15 protein-coding genes, 1 riboswitch and 1 other annotated feature are annotated in these 18,563 nt (G+C 42.7%); of the genes, 13 read left to right on the forward strand and 2 right to left on the reverse strand.

Features of this window, described 5'->3' with window-relative positions:
- Positions 1 to 43: 43 nt before the first annotated feature.
- The 12 genes from CRO04_RS13650 (at position 44) to CRO04_RS13705 (ending at position 13,237) form a co-directional block, all read left to right on the forward strand.
- Positions 44 to 2,170, forward strand: a complete 2,127-nt coding sequence (locus CRO04_RS13650) for a PTS transporter subunit IIABC (protein ID WP_097004809.1) — start codon at positions 44 to 46, stop codon at positions 2,168 to 2,170.
- 96 nt (positions 2,171 to 2,266) lie between these two features.
- Complete coding sequence (locus tag CRO04_RS13655) at positions 2,267 to 3,097, forward strand: PRD domain-containing protein (RefSeq protein ID WP_097004810.1); 831 nt, start codon at positions 2,267 to 2,269, stop codon at positions 3,095 to 3,097.
- A gap of 110 nt (positions 3,098 to 3,207) precedes the next feature.
- Positions 3,208 to 3,472, forward strand: a binding site (T-box leader).
- Between the two features lie 73 nt (positions 3,473 to 3,545).
- On the forward strand, positions 3,546 to 5,027 hold the full coding sequence (locus CRO04_RS13660) for an anthranilate synthase component I family protein (RefSeq protein WP_097004811.1): 1,482 nt from the start codon (positions 3,546 to 3,548) through the stop codon (positions 5,025 to 5,027).
- A complete protein-coding gene (locus tag CRO04_RS13665; protein WP_097004812.1) occupies positions 5,027 to 5,596 on the forward strand; it encodes an anthranilate synthase component II in 570 nt (189 codons plus the stop codon). Before CRO04_RS13660 ends, CRO04_RS13665 begins: the two co-directional genes overlap by 1 nt.
- A 14-nt stretch (positions 5,597 to 5,610) precedes the next feature.
- The gene (gene trpD / locus CRO04_RS13670) at positions 5,611 to 6,630 is read left to right on the forward strand and encodes an anthranilate phosphoribosyltransferase (RefSeq protein WP_097004813.1); all 1,020 of its coding nucleotides are present in this window, start codon (positions 5,611 to 5,613) and stop codon (positions 6,628 to 6,630) included.
- Positions 6,627 to 7,427: an indole-3-glycerol phosphate synthase TrpC gene (gene trpC / locus CRO04_RS13675; RefSeq protein WP_097004814.1), complete on the forward strand. Its 801-nt coding sequence runs from the start codon at positions 6,627 to 6,629 to the stop codon at positions 7,425 to 7,427. The genes trpD and trpC overlap by 4 nt, the downstream gene beginning before the upstream one ends.
- On the forward strand, positions 7,420 to 8,103 hold the full coding sequence (locus CRO04_RS13680) for a phosphoribosylanthranilate isomerase (RefSeq protein ID WP_097004815.1): 684 nt from the start codon (positions 7,420 to 7,422) through the stop codon (positions 8,101 to 8,103). Before trpC ends, CRO04_RS13680 begins: the two co-directional genes overlap by 8 nt.
- On the forward strand, positions 8,049 to 9,233 hold the full coding sequence (trpB, locus tag CRO04_RS13685) for a tryptophan synthase subunit beta (protein ID WP_097004816.1): 1,185 nt from the start codon (positions 8,049 to 8,051) through the stop codon (positions 9,231 to 9,233). Before CRO04_RS13680 ends, trpB begins: the two co-directional genes overlap by 55 nt.
- Complete coding sequence (gene trpA, locus CRO04_RS13690; RefSeq protein ID WP_097004817.1) at positions 9,226 to 9,999, forward strand: tryptophan synthase subunit alpha; 774 nt, start codon at positions 9,226 to 9,228, stop codon at positions 9,997 to 9,999. Before trpB ends, trpA begins: the two co-directional genes overlap by 8 nt.
- A 37-nt stretch (positions 10,000 to 10,036) precedes the next feature.
- Positions 10,037 to 10,144: riboswitch (TPP riboswitch) on the forward strand.
- Between the two features lie 86 nt (positions 10,145 to 10,230).
- Positions 10,231 to 11,538, forward strand: a complete 1,308-nt coding sequence (thiC, locus tag CRO04_RS13695; RefSeq protein ID WP_097004818.1) for a phosphomethylpyrimidine synthase ThiC — start codon at positions 10,231 to 10,233, stop codon at positions 11,536 to 11,538.
- Between the two features lie 25 nt (positions 11,539 to 11,563).
- The gene (gene thiW / locus CRO04_RS13700; RefSeq protein WP_097004819.1) at positions 11,564 to 12,115 is read left to right on the forward strand and encodes an energy coupling factor transporter S component ThiW; all 552 of its coding nucleotides are present in this window, start codon (positions 11,564 to 11,566) and stop codon (positions 12,113 to 12,115) included.
- Positions 12,116 to 12,406: 291 nt separating this feature from the next.
- On the forward strand, positions 12,407 to 13,237 hold the full coding sequence (locus CRO04_RS13705) for a class I SAM-dependent methyltransferase (protein ID WP_097004820.1): 831 nt from the start codon (positions 12,407 to 12,409) through the stop codon (positions 13,235 to 13,237).
- A 56-nt stretch (positions 13,238 to 13,293) separates the two neighbouring features.
- Here CRO04_RS13705 and CRO04_RS13710 read toward each other — a convergent pair whose 3' ends face one another.
- Together CRO04_RS13710 and CRO04_RS13720 are read right to left on the reverse strand one after the other, a co-directional pair.
- Complete coding sequence (locus CRO04_RS13710; RefSeq protein ID WP_097004821.1) at positions 13,294 to 16,362, reverse strand: glycoside hydrolase family 2 TIM barrel-domain containing protein; 3,069 nt, start codon at positions 16,360 to 16,362, stop codon at positions 13,294 to 13,296.
- 353 nt (positions 16,363 to 16,715) lie between these two features.
- On the reverse strand, positions 16,716 to 17,366 hold the full coding sequence (locus CRO04_RS13720) for a class I SAM-dependent methyltransferase (protein WP_097004823.1): 651 nt from the start codon (positions 17,364 to 17,366) through the stop codon (positions 16,716 to 16,718).
- A gap of 456 nt (positions 17,367 to 17,822) precedes the next feature.
- On the opposite strand from CRO04_RS13720, the gene CRO04_RS13725 reads away from it, so the two are divergent.
- Positions 17,823 to 18,515 carry a hypothetical protein gene (locus CRO04_RS13725; protein WP_097004824.1) on the forward strand — a complete coding sequence of 231 codons (693 nt, stop codon included), beginning with the start codon at positions 17,823 to 17,825 and terminating at the stop codon, positions 18,513 to 18,515.
- The last annotated feature ends 48 nt before the right edge of the window (positions 18,516 to 18,563 follow it).

Consider the following 18,563-nt stretch of genomic DNA (forward strand, 5'->3'; position numbering starts at 1 on the left):
ATCAAAAATTATAAGAATAAAGAAGTTGAAAGGAGTATTATTAATGAAGGACAAGATTTTTGGAGTATTACAAAGAATTGGCAGATCATTTATGTTGCCTATAGCAATTTTACCGGTTGCTGGTCTGCTGCTTGGAATAGGTGGTTCTTTTACGAACAAAACCATGTTAGACGCCTATGGACTTACAGCGTTCATGGGCGAAGGTACCATTCTCAATGCATTGTTACAGATCATGAACAGTGCAGGTAATATTGTATTTTCGAATTTGCCAATTATTTTTGCTATTGGCGTTGCGATTGGTATGGCAAATAAAGAGAAGGAAGTTGCAGCTCTGGCTGCGACAATTGCATTTTTTATTATGCATGCTTCTATCAGCTCATTAATCAGTATTCATGATAATGGAGAAGGTCTTTTAGCAGGTGCTACAACTTCCGTTTGCGGTATTCCATCCTTGCAGATGGGTGTTTTCGGAGGCATTATTGTAGGTTTAGGAGTAGCAGCACTTCATAATAAATTTTATAAGATACAGCTTCCGCAGGTGCTGTCATTTTTTGGCGGTACGCGATTTGTACCGATTATTTCCGGAGTGGTATATGTATTTGTAGGTATTCTCATGTATTATGTCTGGCCGGTTGTTCAGATGGGAATATATGGAGTAGGAAACGTTGTTTTAAATAGTGGTTATGCCGGAACATGGGTTTATGGGTTTATGGAAAGGCTTCTGATACCATTTGGCCTTCATCATGTATTTTACCTGCCATTCTGGCAGACAAGCATTGGTGGAAGGTTAGAGGTTTCAGGTAAAATGATCGAAGGTGCGCAGAATATCTTCTTCGCCCAGCTTACAGATCCCACTGTAAAACATTTCGCAGTTTCGGCTACACGTTTTATGTCAGGAAAATTCCCTCTTATGATTTTTGGACTTCCAGGCGCAGCACTTGCCATGTACCATACTGCAAGACCCGAAAACAAAAAGGTTGTTGGTGGATTATTATTGTCAGCAGCACTTACCTCAATGCTTACAGGTATCACGGAGCCTCTTGAATTTACGTTCTTATTTGTTGCTCCGTTACTTTACGGGATTCATTGTGTTCTGGCAGGAGCCGCTTATATGATCATGCATATGTGTGGTGTTGGTGTAGGCATGACCTTTTCCGGCGGATTTATAGATATGTTCTTATTTGGTATCCTTCAGGGAAATGCAAAGACCAGCTGGATATGGATTGTAATAGTCGGTATCGGATATTTCATTTTTTATTATATTCTATTCTCATATTTAATCAGGAAATTTGATTTAAAAACACCAGGCCGTGATAAGCAGGAAGAAATAAAACTGTATACAAGAGCCGATGTAAATGCTCAAAAAAATGGAAACAATGGAACCCCGGAAGACGTTGTTTCAGCAGGCATCTTAAAAGGGCTTGGAGGAAAGAAGAATATTACTTCAGTGGATTGTTGTGCGACAAGACTCCGCTGTACAGTAACAGACGGAAGCCTTGTTAAAGATGATGTGTTAAAGGCAACTGGTGCCAGTGGAGTCGTGCATAAAGGAAACGGCGTACAGATTATATATGGCCCGAGAGTCACCATTATCAAGTCAAATTTTGAAGACTATTTAGAGACTGCACCAGAGGAGGCAGACTTTGATTATACAGTAAACCACGATTCGTCAGAAAGCGTAAAATCTGATAAAGATAAAAAGGTGATCAATTCCATCATCATTTCCAGCCCGTTTACAGGAGAGGCTGCAGATTTAACCACAGCACCCGATGAAGGATTTGCAAAAAAAATGATGGGAGATGGTGCAGTCGTTACACCAACAGAGGAAATAGTTACTGCACCCGAAGATGGAGAAATCTGCTTCGTTTTTGAGACTAAACATGCGATAGGTTATCAAACGGACCTTGGTGTCACAATGATTATTCATGTAGGAATCGATACGGTCAAACTTGCAGGAAAAGGATTTCAAGTATTTGTGGAAAATGGACAGAAGGTAAAGAAAGGGGATAAGCTCCTAAAAATTGATTTAGAGTACTTAAAAACAGCAGCACCTTCAATATGCTCTCCTGTCATCTGTACAGAACTTAAGGATAATCAGGAGATTAGACTAATTGCAAATGGTAAGGTTAAAGCAGGCGAACCATTATTTGCTGTGGATACTTTTGAATAAGTATTTATGAAATGCATATTGTAATTGTCTATTCTTTCGGTTTTATTCATGATAAAATGGAAAGACAATTGATACAGAGAGGATGGCGTTTACGATATGTACCGCATAAGTAAGATATTAAATCACAACAGTGTAATCGCAATTGATATGACTGATAATAAAGAATATATTTTATTGGGAAAAGGAATTGGATTTGGGAAAAAGGTATCGGAACGTATTGAGGCACCAGAGGATTGCGCTGTTTACTCATTACAGGAAAAGTCAGAACGAGGTACGAACAGAGAACTGGTTAAGAGCGTTTCACCTGAATACTTTGAATATGCCAATGCAATTTTAGATGAGGCAGAGAAAAGGGTTGGAAAGCTTGACCGGAGCATCCTGTTTCCAATAGCGGATCATATTTCATTTGCGGTACAGCGAATTCAGAATGGGGAGCAGATATATAATCCGCTCACAGAAGATATAAAGGCTTTATTCCATAGCGAATTTAAGGCAGCATTGGTTTTACGGGATATCTTAAAAAAAGAAAAGAACATTGATATAGATGATGATGAGATCGGATATGTTTCCCTGCATATTCATGCAGCTAAAGAGGATATCAGCACCTCAATCTCAATGAAGATGGCTGAGGCGGTAAGAAGATGTATCAACATCATTGAAAATGAAAAAAAATGTAAGATCGATGTGATGTCCCTGTCTTATAACAGACTTATGAACCATGTAAAATATATGGTAGCCAGAATCGTAAAGAACGAAGAATTAAAGTTGAATATCAATGACTATCTGGAATTTAAGATTCCGGAATCCTTTATGATAGCAACTACAATCTGTGACGAGTTAAGCATCGCATTAAAACTGGAAATAAAAGAAGTAGAAATCGGTTATTTAGCCATGCACATTGAACGGGTAATCATGAGTGATGAATAAACACTTGGGGATGGCCTTCCGGCGATTGATGTGTTGATTGGAACAAATTAAATTTTAAATTACGTATTGACATTTTCATTTTAATCTCATATACTGTAGCAAAGCAAAGTAATAAACTGTTGAGCAGGAGTAAGTAAGATCTCTTCATCATGCACAGAGAGCTTCCGGTTGGTGAAAGGAAGCGTTGATGTCTGGTCTGAATGGACCTGCGAGGGCGGCTTGAAACCGGTGTTTATCTCCGGTAGTAGATGCCGACGGGTTTCCTATCCGTTATCAAGGGGAGACACATGTTGGTGTGTTATAAGCGGGAGAAGTCTATCTTCTCCAATCAGGGTGGTACCGCGGAACGAGTCACTACAAGCTTCCGTCCCTCTTATCCATAGAATTATGGAAGAGGGACGGGAGCTTTTTTTATTAAAAATTTTTAATCAGGAAAGGAGCCAGTATTATGACTATCACACCGGATTGCAGGGAGATTGAAGCGCTTGGCGCTTCCTACCCTGTCATACCAGTCTGCAGGGAAATTTTCGCAGACATTGTAACCCCCATCACTCTGCTGAGAAAAATCGGGGCATTAAGCAGAAAACACTTTCTGTTAGAAAGCATTGAGGGCGGCGAAACCTGGGGACGCTACTCCTTTCTTGGTTATGACCCCGTCATGAAGGTCAGCTGCCAGGACCATGTGGTCACCATACGCCGTTACGACAGCATCACGGGAGCTGCTCAGGATGAGGTTTTTATATCGGACACTCCCTTTTTAGTTCTCCGGGAAATATTAAAGGATTACCGCTCTCCAAAAATCTCCGGACTTCCGCCATTTACCGGAGGGTTTGTCGGTTATTTCGCTTACAGCATGATTGGTTATGCAGAGCCTGTCCTGTCTATCAAAAAAGGGGACTGCAGCGACTTTGATCTGATGCTGTTTGACACAGTGATTGCCTATGATCATCTGAAGCAGAAAATAAGCATCGTGGTAAATATGAAAACCGACCGGATTATGGAAAACTATGGAGCGGCCTGCACAAAACTGGAAAGTATCGCACGGATGATCGGAGAAAATACTCCCCTGAAAAAATCAGCCGTACAGGAAAGACCTGATTTCCACTGTAACGTTTCCAAAGAGGAATACTGCCATATGGTGGAAAAAGCAAAGGAATACATTGTGGACGGAGATATTTTTCAGGCTGTTTTATCCAGACAGTTTAAAAGCGAATATCACGACAGCCTTTTAAATGCCTACCGGGTGCTCAGGACCACCAACCCTTCCCCTTACATGGTCTATCTTCACATGGATGAGACAGAGATTATCAGTACTTCTCCTGAGACCTTAGTCCGTTTAAAGGACGGAAGACTGACTACCTTCCCGGTTGCCGGCTCCAGACCCCGGGGAAGCGATGAGGAGGAAGACAGACAGCTGGAAGAAGAGCTGCTTGCCGATGAAAAGGAGCTGTCCGAACACAATATGCTTGTGGATTTAGGACGGAATGACTTAGGAAAAATCGCAAAATTTTCCACCGTGGAGGTCACCGGATATAAGATGATCCACCGGTTTTCCAGGATTATGCACATCTGTTCCCAGGTGGAGGCAGACATAAAACCAGACTGTGACGGACTCTCCGCAATTGAAGCGGTACTTCCCGCAGGCACTCTCTCCGGTGCGCCAAAGATCCGAGCCTGTGAGATTATAGAGGAACTGGAGCGGGAGCCACGGGGTATCTACGGAGGTGCACTGGGGTACATTGATTTCACCGGAAACATGGATACCTGCATTGCCATACGAATGGCTGTGAAGAAAAATGGAACGGTAACCGTTCAGGCCGGCGGAGGGATTGTGGCCGACAGTGTTCCGGAGCTGGAATATGAAGAATCAGGTAACAAGGCAAAGGCTGTAATCCACGCAATTGAAACGGCTGGGGAGGTGAATGACTGATGATACTGCTGATTGATAATTATGACAGCTTCTCCTATAATCTGGTCCAGCTGTTCGGTTCTATTGAACCGGATATTAAGGTCATAAGAAATGATGAACTGACTGTGGAGGAGATCCGGAACTTACATCCTTCCCACATCGTCCTCTCTCCAGGACCTGGATATCCAAAGGATGCCGGTGTATGCGAAGAAGTGGTAAAGGAGCTTGCCGGAACTGTTCCCATTCTTGGTGTCTGCCTGGGGCACCAGGGGATCTGTGAGGTTTACGGGGCAAATATCACCCACGCCAAAAAACTGATGCACGGAAAACAGAGCCTGATTGACATTGATACTTCTGATCCCATTTTTAAGGGGCTTGCAGAGACAATACCTGCTGCCAGATACCATTCTCTGATAGCCGAAAAGGATTCCCTTCCTGACTGCCTGTCAGTGATCGGGACTGATTCCATCGGTGAGATCATGGCTGTGAAGCATAAAGAGTATGCGGTCTACGGACTGCAGTTTCACCCGGAATCCATACTCACACCAGATGGAATGACCATATTAAGAAATTTTCTGACCATTATATAAAGGAGGCAAACCATATGATTCAAGAAGCAATCCACAATGTAATTGAAGGGCAGGACTTAAGTTTTCAGGCTGCAAGAGAGGTTATGAATGAAATTATGAGCGGGGAAACTACTCCGGCCCAGATGGCAGCATTTTTAACTGCCCTCCGTATGAAGGGCGAGACGATTGATGAGATAACGGCGTGTGCTACCGTTATGAGAGAAAAGGCAATGAAGCTGGAGCCGGATTTTCCAGTCATTGATATCGTAGGCACAGGCGGGGATGAGGTGGGAACCTTTAATATCTCCACCACCAGTGCTTTTGTAGTGGCTGCAGGAGGCGTCCCGGTTGCAAAGCACGGGAACAGAAGCGTTTCCAGCAAAAGCGGCGCTGCAGACGTTCTGGAGCAGCTGGGAGTCAACTTAAATCTTACGGCAGAACAGTCTGCCAGGGTTTTAAAAGAGACGGGAATGTGCTTTCTCTTTGCACAGGTCCATCATTCTTCCATGAAATATGCAGGTCCTGTCAGAAAAGAGCTGGGAGTACGTACCATCTTTAACATTCTCGGACCTTTATCAAACCCGGCAGGCGCCACCATGCAGCTGTTAGGTGTCTACGATAAAAAACTGGTGGAACCCCTTGCCCAGGTTTTAAGCAACTTAGGAGTAAAGCGGGGGCTTGTTGTCTGCGGATCAGACGGACTGGACGAAGCAACCGTAACGGGTCCCACCCATGTCTGTGAAATCCGTTTCGGGGAGCTGACTCCATATGAAATTACTCCGGAACAGTTTTCCTTAAGCCGCAGCAGCCTTTCTGACTTACTGGGCGGAACCCCTGCGGATAATGCCAGAATTACAAAGGAAATTTTAGCCGGAACACTACGCGGTCCAAAACGGGATATTGTAGTTTTAAATTCTGCCCTCAGTCTTTATCTTGGCATTGACAACTGCACCATATCCGACTGCATCAAAACTGCTTCCGACTTAATTGATTCCGGAAAAGCGGCTGCAAAACTGGAGGAATTTGTGAAAGCAGTGAATGAGGTGGCTCTATGATCCTTGATACGCTGGCCGCAGCCTCAAAAAAGCGGGCGGAGGAGGCCAAAATAACGATTCCACCCGGTAAGATGGAGGAAATGGCATTCACTGCTTTTGACGCGGGGCAGAGGGAATCTGATTTCTCTTTTGAACGGGCAGTCTCCTCTCCCGGAATTTCCTTTATCTGCGAAGTAAAGCGTGCTTCTCCCTCAAAAGGGATGATTGCACCGGATTTTCCTTACAGGGAGATTGCCATGGAGTATGAAGCAGCCGGTGCAGACGCCGTTTCCGTACTGACAGAACCGGAATATTTCCTGGGAAAAGGGGAATATTTAACGGAAATCAGCCGGTCTGTTTCCCTCCCTCTGTTAAGAAAGGATTTTACCGTAGATCCTTATCAGATACTGGAAGCAAAGGTGCTTGGCGCCTCGGCAGTTCTTCTTATCTGTGCACTTCTGGATACCGAAAAACTGAAAGAATACATCAGACTCTGTGACAGCCTTGGACTCAGTGCTCTTGTGGAAGCCCACGATGAGGAAGAAATCCACAGCGCACTTTCTGCAGGAGCCCGCCTGATCGGAGTCAATAACCGGAACTTAAAGACGTTCGAGGTAGACTTTGAAAATTCCATCCGTTTAAGAAACCTGGTACCAGCCGGGACAGCGTTCATTGCAGAAAGCGGAATACAGACCCCGGACGATGTAAAGCGGCTGTATCAGGCCGGTGTAAACGGAGTCTTAATCGGAGAAAGCCTGATGCGCTCTCCTGATAAAAAAAAGATTCTTTTGGAAATGAGGAAGGCTGCCAATGAGTAATTTTGAAAAGAAAATCAAAATCTGCGGTCTCACCAGAAAAGAAGATGTGCTGGCTGTCAACTGCTATAAGCCGGATTACGCAGGATTTGTTTTTGCTCCTGGAAAGCGGCAGCTTAATCACAGGCAGGCAGAACTTTTAAGAAATGATCTGCTTCCTGAAATTCCGGCTGTGGGAGTCTTCGTAAACAGCCCTGCAGACGAGATCATTTCCCTCGTAAAAAATAATGTGATCCAGCTGATTCAGCTTCACGGGGAGGAAAGTGAGGCGGATATTCTGGAGCTGAAAAACAGATTGGACCGACCGGTCCCCATTATCAAAGCAATCCGTGTCCAGTCCGCGGCGGAAATTAAAGAGGCAGAAAAGCTTTCTGCAGACTACCTTCTTCTGGACTCCTATGTCAAAGGAATTCAGGGAGGCAGCGGAACAAGTTTTGACTGGTCCATGATTCCAACGATTAATAAGCCCTGGTTTCTTGCAGGGGGAATCGGCATGGATAACATAGAAGAAGCGCTTAAAACGAAAGCGTTCTGCCTGGATGTCAGCAGTCTGGCTGAAACAGACGGCAGAAAAGACCCGGAAAAAATAAAAAAAATCATACAAAAAGTAAGGAGTGGAAAATCATGTCAAAAGGAAGATTTGGACAGCACGGCGGACAATTTATCCCAGAAACGCTGATGAATGCAGTGACGGAACTGGAGAAGGCTTACAATGCCTGTATGCAGGATGAAGAATTTCTGGCAGAGCTAAAGACACTGCATGAAACCTACACAGGAAGACCTTCTCTGCTTTACTACGCTAAGAAAATGACAGAGGATCTGGGCGGTGCAAAGATTTATTTAAAACGGGAGGATTTAAACCACACCGGATCTCACAAAATCAACAATGCCCTTGGCCAGGTTCTCCTGGCAAAGAAAATGGGAAAAACCCGTGTCATCGCAGAAACCGGTGCAGGACAGCACGGAGTTGCTACTGCAACTGCTGCAGCCTTAATGGGGATGGAATGTGAAATCTACATGGGAAAAGAAGATACGGACCGCCAGGCTTTAAATGTATTCCGCATGGAGCTTCTGGGCGCTAAGGTTCACCCGGTTACCAGCGGAACACAGACCTTAAAAGATGCGGTAAATGAGACACTTCGGGAATGGACCAACCGGGTGGAGGACACCCACTACGTTCTGGGTTCTGTCATGGGGCCTCACCCTTTTCCCACCATTGTGCGGGATTTTCAGAGCATTATTGGTAAAGAAGTAAGAGAACAGATCTTAAAAGCAGAAGGAAAACTTCCCGATATGCTGATCGCCTGTGTGGGCGGAGGCAGCAATGCCATGGGCCTGTTTTATGATTTTATTGGAGACAGCTCTGTAAAGCTGGTGGGCTGTGAAGCTGCCGGACACGGCATTGATACAGATAAAAATGCTGCCACCATCTCTACCGGAACCGTAGGAATCTTCCATGGCATGAAATCCTACTTCTGCCAGGATGAATACGGACAGATCGCTCCGGTTTACTCCATCTCAGCAGGACTTGACTATCCGGGAATCGGACCGGAGCACGCTGCACTGTTTGATACAAAAAGGGCAGATTATGTTCCTGTTACAGACGATGAGGCAGTGGATGCATTTGAATATTTGTCCCGCAAGGAAGGAATCATCCCTGCTATTGAAAGTGCCCATGCGGTAGCTTATGCCAGAAAGGCCGCACCTTCCATGGGGAAAGACCAGGTTATTGTCATCAACTTATCCGGCCGCGGAGACAAGGATGTGGCCGCAATTGCACGTTACAAGGGGGTAGAAATATATGAGTAGAATCAGCGAAGCATTTGCAAAAGGAAAAGCATTTATCCCGTTTATTACAGCCGGTGACCCGGACCTTGCAATTACAGAGCAGCTGGTTCCTGCCATGGCTAAGGCAGGTGCTGATATCATAGAGCTTGGAATTCCTTTTTCTGATCCGGTTGCAGAGGGAATCGTAATCCAGGAGGCAGACCAGCGTGCCCTTGCCGCCGGCACTACCGCAGATAAAATCTTTGAAACAGTCACCCGGATTCGGCAAAAAACAAATGTACCTTTGGCATTTATGACTTACATTAATCCTATATTTGTATATGGAAGCGAGCGTTTTATTAAAAATGCGGCTGAATGCGGGATTGATGCTCTTATCGTTCCAGATATGCCGTTTGAGGAAAAGGATGAACTTCATCCCATCTGCCAAAAGTACGGAATTGATTTAATCTCCCTGATCGCTCCCACTTCTAAGGAACGTATTACAGCCATCGCTTCAGAAGCAGAGGGATTTGTTTACTGCGTTTCTTCCATGGGCGTAACAGGTGTGAGAAAGGAAATCACCTCAGACATAAAAGATATGGTTTCTCTTGTAAAGGATTCCAAAGATATTCCCTGCGCCATCGGCTTTGGTATATCCACGCCGGAACAGGCGAAGGAGTTAAGTAAATATGCAGATGGTATTATCGTGGGAAGCGCCATAGTTAAGCTGGCTGCCATGCATGGAAAAGACTGTGTGGAACCAATCTGCAGCTACATAAGAGAGATGAAGGCTGCAATCACTGGGTGAATTTTCACTTGACATCCATTTGCACCGGTGCTACACTAGTGCCACAAGAGGGAGCTCGTATGCGGGCTGAGAGGAAGTTATCAACTTCGACCTTTATAACCTGATTTGGGTAATGCCAACGTAGGGATTTATACAAGACGGATGTATTTATCTGGGCCTGTACCTGTTGGTATGGGCTCTTTTTTTGTCCTGAGCCGTAAATCCCTTCAAATAATGAAGGAGGACTACAAAATGAACTACACCACACAGATGGATGCTGCAAGAAAAGGTATTCTGACGCGGGAAATGGAAATTACAGCTGAAAAAGAAGGAATCAAACCGGAGGAGCTTATAAAGCTGGTTGCCAAAGGCAAGGCAGTCATTCCTGCCAACAAACATCATACCTGTTTAGAGCCAAATGCCATTGGTTCCATGCTGAAAACAAAAATCAATGTAAATCTTGGAACTTCCAGAGATTTAAATGACATGGATCTGGAACTGAAAAAAGTAGAGGATGCCGTTTCACTGGGTGCTGAATCCATTATGGATTTAAGTTCCTTTGGAGACACAAGAAAATTCAGGAAAAGGCTGACAGGTGAATGTCCTGCCATGATAGGCACGGTTCCCATTTACGATGCCGTTGTTTATTATCATAAACCGCTTAAGGAAATAACTTCCGAGGAATGGATTCAGATTGTGGAAATGCATGCCCTTGACGGAGTGGATTTCATGACCATTCACGTAGGCATCAACAAACAGACGGCACACCGTTTTAAGGAGGCAAAACGCCTGACTAATATTGTATCCAGAGGCGGTTCCATCATCTTTGCATGGATGGAGATGACGGGAAATGAAAATCCCTTCTATGAGCATTTTGACCGTATTCTGGACATCTGCCGGGAGCACGATGTGACCTTAAGCCTTGGAGATGCCTGCCGTCCGGGCTGTATTGCTGATGCCTCTGATATCTCCCAGATTGAAGAACTGGTTACTCTTGGGGAACTGACCCGCAGGGCCTGGGAAAAGGATGTACAGGTAATTATTGAAGGACCAGGTCATATGCCTCTTGACCAGATCGCTGCCAATATGAAAATCCAGCAGACAATCTGCAAAGGTGCTCCGTTTTACGTACTGGGGCCTCTCGTAACCGACATTGCTCCTGGATATGATCACATTACAGCAGCCATCGGAGGGGCTATAGCCGCTGCCGCCGGAGCTTCCTTCCTCTGCTACGTAACGCCAGCAGAACATTTAAGACTTCCCGATGCCGATGATGTGAAGGAAGGCATTATTTCCGCCCGGATTGCCGCTCACGCTGCTGATCTGGCAAAAGGCATTAAGGGTGCAAAGGAATGGGATTACCAGATGAGTGATGCAAGAAAACGGCTGGACTGGGAAGCAATGTTTGCTCTTTCCATTGATCCGGAAAAAGCCAGAAGATACCGAGAATCTTCCAAACCGGAAAAGGAAGATACCTGTTCCATGTGCGGTAATTTCTGTGCCATGAAAAATATGAACCGGATTTTAGACGGGGAAATTGTCAACATCTATGATGAATGATATTGAATCTAGAGGAGAAAAAATCATGAATTCAAAGACAAATTTAGAAAAGGCATCGACCGCTCATACTCCTACAGTAGTCTACATTAAAAAGCTGACTATTGGTGGAATGCTGGTGGCACTCACCGTTTCACTTTCCGGCTTCTCCATTCCCATCGGAGCTTCCAAATGCTTTCCGATTCAGCACCTGGTAAATGTCCTGGCAGGAGTATTCTTAGGTCCTCTTTACGGCGTTGCCATGGCTTTTGTCTCCTCTCTCATCAGAAACTTGTCCGGTACCGGAACGCTTCTTGCGTTCCCCGGAAGTATGGTGGGAGCATACTTAAGTGGGCTTCTGTTTCAAAAGACTGGTAAGCTTCTCTGGGCTTATGCGGGGGAAATTACCGGAACCGGGATAATCGGCGCTCTTCTCAGCTATCCGGTTGCAGTGCTGATACTTGGAAAGGATGCTGCTGTTTTCTTCTTTGTAGTTCCTTTTCTGATGAGCACCTTATGCGGAACACTGTTTGCCGTCTTTTTACTAGAAACTTTCCGCAGGCTGGGTCTGCTTTCCTATATCCGTCAGCTGATTAACTGATTGTTTATCGTTGACAAAACGTGTCTCCTGCAATAAGATTAAAAGGTGATAATAATAAGAGGTGAAGAAAATCCGGTGTATCAGATGTTATAAATTCACTGACATGGGTATAGCTGGAAAAGAGTAAAAAATCAATGGAACAGACGAAAATTGTAAGCTGAATTGTCAGCCTTATTTTTGTGCCTGCTTTTTGATTTTATTTACTCTCAGTCTTTTCTTTATCGATTTAAGAACAGCCGCGGAGTAATGTCTGCGGCTATTATTTTACCAATTTATAAGGAGGCGCTCACTATGCTGTATGAAATCAATGATTTGTTAAAACTTCCTGAATTATATCAGGAAACCAGTATTCCTTTCTGGAATGATAATTACATTTCCAAACAAATGCTGAAAGCCCATCTTGATCCGGAATTTAACGGTGCTACCCGAAAGATGGATTTTATTCAAAAATCAGCGGAATGGATTGCCAGAACTGTTCCGCCCCAAAACTATCCCCTGCTGCTGGATTTAGGTTGCGGTCCCGGAATCTATGGGGAATTCTTTGCAAAATCCGGATTTTTGGTAACCGGGGTGGACTTTTCCTCACGTTCGATTGATTATTCCAAAAAATCAGCTGTTGAAAAAAAGTTAAACATCGATTATTTCTGCCAGAACTATCTTTCCCTTGAATTGAACTCTACGTTTGATTTTGCAGTAATGATTTACTGTGATTATGGTGCTCTTTCTCCTGAGAAAAGAAAAATTGTTTTAAAAAAGGTTTATGATCACTTAAAACCGGGAGGCAAATTTTTGTTTGATGTTTTTTCCTTAAATGAATATGACAGCTTCCAGGAAAAACAAATATGGGATATTCATGAAAGCAACGGTTTCTGGAGGGAGGATGAATATTCTGAATTAAAGAGATGCTGCAAGTATCCTGAACATGTAACACTGGAGCAATACGTTATTATTTCAAAAACAGAAGCTTCTGTTTACTATCTCTGGAATACCTGTTATACAGAAGAGGCTCTGATAAAAGAGGTGGAAGCATCCGGCTTTAAAGTCTGCGGAACATATGCAGATGTATCCGGCTCTCCATGGAAAAAGGAAAGCCCCACAATAGCAGTGATTTTAGAGAAATAGTTTGAGGGGAGGTGCTAATGCATCTCCCCTGTCCTCTATAGTTGGGTATATCGTATTTATTTCACGGAACCGTTTCGTTTACTTCCGGGCACCATTATAAACTCAAATGTAAACTCCTCTTCCTCAAACATATATTCTTTCCGAAGTTCTGGTCCGCAGCTTTCCGATCCGATTCCGTTCTGCCGGTAGTCCACACAGAATTCAGTAAAGCCTGAGGGAGTCAGTTCATAATTATGGGCTATCTCAGTCAGTTCCTCCTGTGTATATTCTGATGCATGGAAAGAAAAAGCCTTATCTGCTGCAACCGTGAGTGATAAATTGCTTCCCCCTATGGTTACAAAATCACAATCACTTCGGCTTCCGTTTTCCTGTGGTTTTAAATAGTCCTCATGCATCTCTTTGACACTGGAGGAAAACAGGCCATGATAGCTGGCATTTTTCTTATCAATGTAGTTTTCAACAGGGCCAAGTCCAAAATAAGTCACCTGGTCCATCTGTTTTGGAAGAAACATTCTAATGCCAAACCGGGGAAGTTCCGGAAACTCCATATCTCTCTTAACATCCAGCTTTCCGCTTAAAGAACCATTTGCGCCAATGGTCCATATCGCATCAATCATCAAAATCCGCTGAATAGGTGCTGCAACCATAGACATCACAGTGGATATTTCAAGACAGCCTTCTTTTTCTTCCCATCTGGTTTCATAACCTCTGGAAGAAGCGCGATGATAGTGAGCTTCCATCCATTTACCTTTAATATCACTGTCATTATCTGTAGGTGCTCTCCAGATATTAATTTCCATAGGACGTTCCAGAATGCAATTATTTTCAAAATTCATTTTCTGAAATGTTCCTGTCAATTTATTATAGGTGTAAAAAAAGCTTTTTCCATTAATATAAATATAACGGTCATCTTCGCATACTTCAAAAGCTCCGTCTTTTTCTTTTTTCTCTAAGATAGCTGCTGCAGTCTGGTTTCTCATATCTTCGTTCTTCAGCAGAATCTCATCAAAGCCAAGAAGGCTTCCTGCTTCCACAAGAGAGTTGCTTTCCTTCAGATAATAGCTTATTTTTAAATAGCATTTACCTGCTGCCGGAACCTCAAAATTCAGCGGCAGTCTGCACTCCTGCCGGGGCATCAGCTCAGGCATATCTGCATCTTTCACAACTCCATTCGCCTTTAACTCTCCATCACAGGTCACCTCATAGGCTATAAATCCATATTCTTTAAAATTAGTGAAATGAAGGTAATTATGAAGCGTCAGCTCTTTTTTCTCCTGATCAAAGGAAACAACCCGTAACGGGCGATTTACATTCTTAAACTCCATCAGACCTGTATGCGGTCTTCTGTCCGGATATACAAGACCATCCATACAGAAATTGCCGTCATGAGGATATTCCCCGTGATCTCCTCCATAAAGATACATGGGCTTTCCGTCAATCGTCCTTCCCTGATAAATTGCATGGTCACACCATTCCCATACAAAACCGCCGCAAACTCTGTCGTGCTGTTCAAACACCTGGAAGTAGCCCTCTAAATCCCCAGGTCCATTTCCCATGGCATGACTGTATTCGCAAAGAATGAAAGGCTTTGCTGTCTCCCGTTTGGTGTATTCGATAATTTCATCCAGGCTCGGATACATACGGCTGAATAAATCGATATTTGAGAAATCATAGGTTTTATCTACAGCGACGTATCTGGCACCTTCATAGTGGGTAAGCCTGGTGGGATCGTAAGACTTTGTCCAGGAAAGTGCAGCTTCAAAGGTGCAGCCATAAGCACATTCATTTCCCATAGACCAGATCACAACGCAGGGACGGTTCTTATCCCGCTCAACCAATAGCTTTGTTCTGTCAACGGTCGCTTCCGTAAATTCCGGATTATCTGCAATGGGGCGGTTCCACCGGTCACGCCATATCTCTGTGGTGCGGGTTTTCATATAGATGTACCCCGTTCCATGGCTTTCATTATCCGCCTCATCAATGACATAAAATCCATACTCATCACAAAGCTGGTAGAACTGTGGTGCATTGGGATAATGGCTGGTACGGATAGCATTGACATTATGCTGCTTCATCAGGCGCAAGTCACGCTTCATCTGATCCAGGCTGATGGTAAATCCAGTGACCGGATCGCTGTCGTGGCGGTTAACACCATGGAACTTAATTTTCTCACCATTGAAATATACCACGCCATCCCGAACGGTAATTTCCCTGATACCCAGACGGTCAACAATTACTTCCTGACCTGTCTCAAATATAACCGTATAAAGATATGGATTTTCTGCATTCCAGAGTACAGGATTATCTATATCAAATTCTATTTTTCCTTCTTCAGGAATTCCCTCTTTACTTGCAACCGTCTTCCCGTTTTTGTCTGTTACGGTTACTGTCACCGGAATCTCTTTTCCGCTAAAGGTAATCGCAGCCGCAACATGAGCCTGGCCATCCCTCAAAGATGTGGTGATGAAGTAATCAAAAATTCCTTCTTCCGGTCTTTTTAACAGATATACGTCCCGAAAGATACCGGTCATACGGAATTTGTCCTGATCTTCCAGATAGCTTCCGTCACACCATTTTAAAACGAGAACGGAAAGAGTATTGTCCCCGTCACGGATCACACCTGTTACATCAAATTCACTGGTTCCGTGTGAAACCTGGCTGTACCCCACATAACTGCCGTTTAACCATACATAAAAGCAGGAATCCACTCCTTCAAAGTTTAAGTAAGCTCTGGGAGCCTCATCCTCTCTCTTATAGACAAAATGATGGACATACGCGCCGCATGGGTTCTCAGCAGGAACATAGGGCGGGTCCATAGGGAACGGATAACGGGTATTGGTATACTGCTGCTTATCATAGCCGAAATTCTGAATGCAGCCAGGTACCGGAATCTCATCAAACTTAGAAGTATCAAAACCTTCCAGATAAAATTCTTCTTTTACATCATAAATGCTGTCATAATATTGAAACTTCCAGTTTCCGTTTAACAGGCAGAACCGGTCGGATTTCTCTCTTTTATCCGTCAGATCAAACTGTGCTGTGGAAGCTGGGATATAATAAGCTCTGTGCGGCATGGTGTTTTCATGTAGCAGATGCAGATTTTCATAATGTCTGGGTACGATCATGGTCGACTCCTCCTTTTTTCTTATCTTTCATTATAAAAGAACCGGGCGAAAAATCCATATCCTTGATTGGACAAAACATGCACAAAATGATACTGCTGATTTTATTTTTCCCTGTAAAATGGTAGCTTTGGGCTTTGGTGCCTTTATAGCCGTGGCAGCTTCCGCCCGAAGGACCTTTTCTCGTCTTGCCAGCTGCTCTCTATATTCTTATGATGATTTCAATTTATCACCCCTATTCATTCAAGTTTCAGTTTTGTTGAATAAATTACTGCATAAAAAAACCACTAACTTAATTACTGATAGTTAGTAGTCTTTAAAATTACAAATTGGTATATGTCAGTTTTGTATTTTGTTTATTTTCTACACAAGCAATGTAGTACGACTCCATCTTCTGTCTTATGTATTTTTCCACGTTCGCAAAGCACCACAGAAAATCCAGCATTTTCAACGTAACTTAAAAGCTCTTGGGGTAAAAATGCTTCCCAATAAATTTCAGTATAGGCATATGGATAAAACTTTCTGCCGCTTAGATATTGCTTATGGTGTTCCATTAAATAATCATAATCATGACTGGAAAAACTTAGTAAGCCATCTTTTTTAAGAACGCGCTTACACTCATTTAGGAAGTTACTCTTATACGTATCCCCATACAATAAGCCAAATGTTTGCGCCCATATAATGATTACTTCAAATGAAGCATCATCAAATGGTAATGTATACCCATCATATACCAAGAAATCAATATCATAACAGGTTTTTAAGGATAATTTTGCAACTTGTTTTATAACTTCTTCTGAAATGTCAATGCCTATAATAGAAAATCCCAAATCGAAAAGCGCAAATGCCTCTCTCCCCATTCCACATCCAATATCAAGAATTTTTGCTTCTTTCGGAAAAAAGTCAGCGACTGCCCGTTCCCATTTTTTAAGTTCTCCTTTGTTCCAATAGACCATTTCATCTACATTTTTCTTATCCTCATACCACTTGTGCACGATATCACTCATGACATATTTACCTCACTTATTACCAATAATTTTCTTACTTTATATTATATTACTGGAAAAGCTACTAACTATCAATATTAAGTTTTCAAAGTACTGTAATCCATCAAATTCTAATTTTGTAAAAAAACTTAATACTCGACCTTCTATTATTTTCAAACAATGTGCTGTATAAAATATTTAAAAAAATGACTTACTGACCAATACTATCTTACTGCAAAACACATATACTATAACGGAGGTTTAAAATGTTTAGCTTGCTCGATATAGTCGTAGATATAATTGGCTTTTTTGTTGATCTCTGGATAATGCTTGTCCCTACAAAGAAAAAATAAATATTATTATGTCAGTCTCATCTGTTCACCTGGTTATATGTATTCAGGATTTTCTGAATAATTGCAATATAAACACTTCTATTATATAATAAAATCGTAAATATTTAATTAAGGGGGATAATGTATGAAAAAACCGAAAATCTTAATAATGGTAACCTGCTTTTCTTTAATCTTCTCCATTCAATCTTTTGCCGGGTGGGTTCAGCAAGAAAGCGGACAATGGAAGTATGACCAAAACGGAACATTAGTAACTAACCAATGGGTTGAAGATCAAGGAAGCTGGTATTATTTAAATGAGAATGGAGAAATGCTCGCAAATACCACTCAAAGAATTGATGGTGAGATTTACACTTTTGACGTTTCTGGTAAGTGGATAGATCCTAACGCTTCAGCAGAAATAACTTATAGAACTTATACAAATAAAGAAATGGGTTATTCTCTCCAAATTCCGTCTAATGTGGCTACAACTGCTTTTGATGGAAATTCAGAGACTTTTGAAGTAAACTATAATAATATGGCAATCCAATTCATTAATGATATGTGCCCTGCATATCTGGACCCTAAAATATATGCAGATACCTTTGCAGCTGGTTTTATTAGTGGCTTTAAGGGAAAAATGTCCTACATTGACAAAATCAATACACAGCTTGGTGATTTTTCCGTATCTAAATCTAGTTATCTTTACAGTGATAGTATTAACATAGATCTTTACACTTGTATACGAGGTTATAAAATATTTTATATTAGTATCATGAGCATTCCAGACACTAATTCGAAAGCTTTTGATATTATAAATACATTAAAAGAATTACCATAAATATAGCCGCCCACCTATTATGGTGGGCTTTATTAATTTCTCTTTTCT

Origin of the sequence: Lacrimispora amygdalina, assembly GCF_900205965.1 — a bacterium.
GTDB classification, from domain to species: Bacteria; Bacillota; Clostridia; order Lachnospirales; family Lachnospiraceae; genus Lacrimispora; species Lacrimispora amygdalina_A.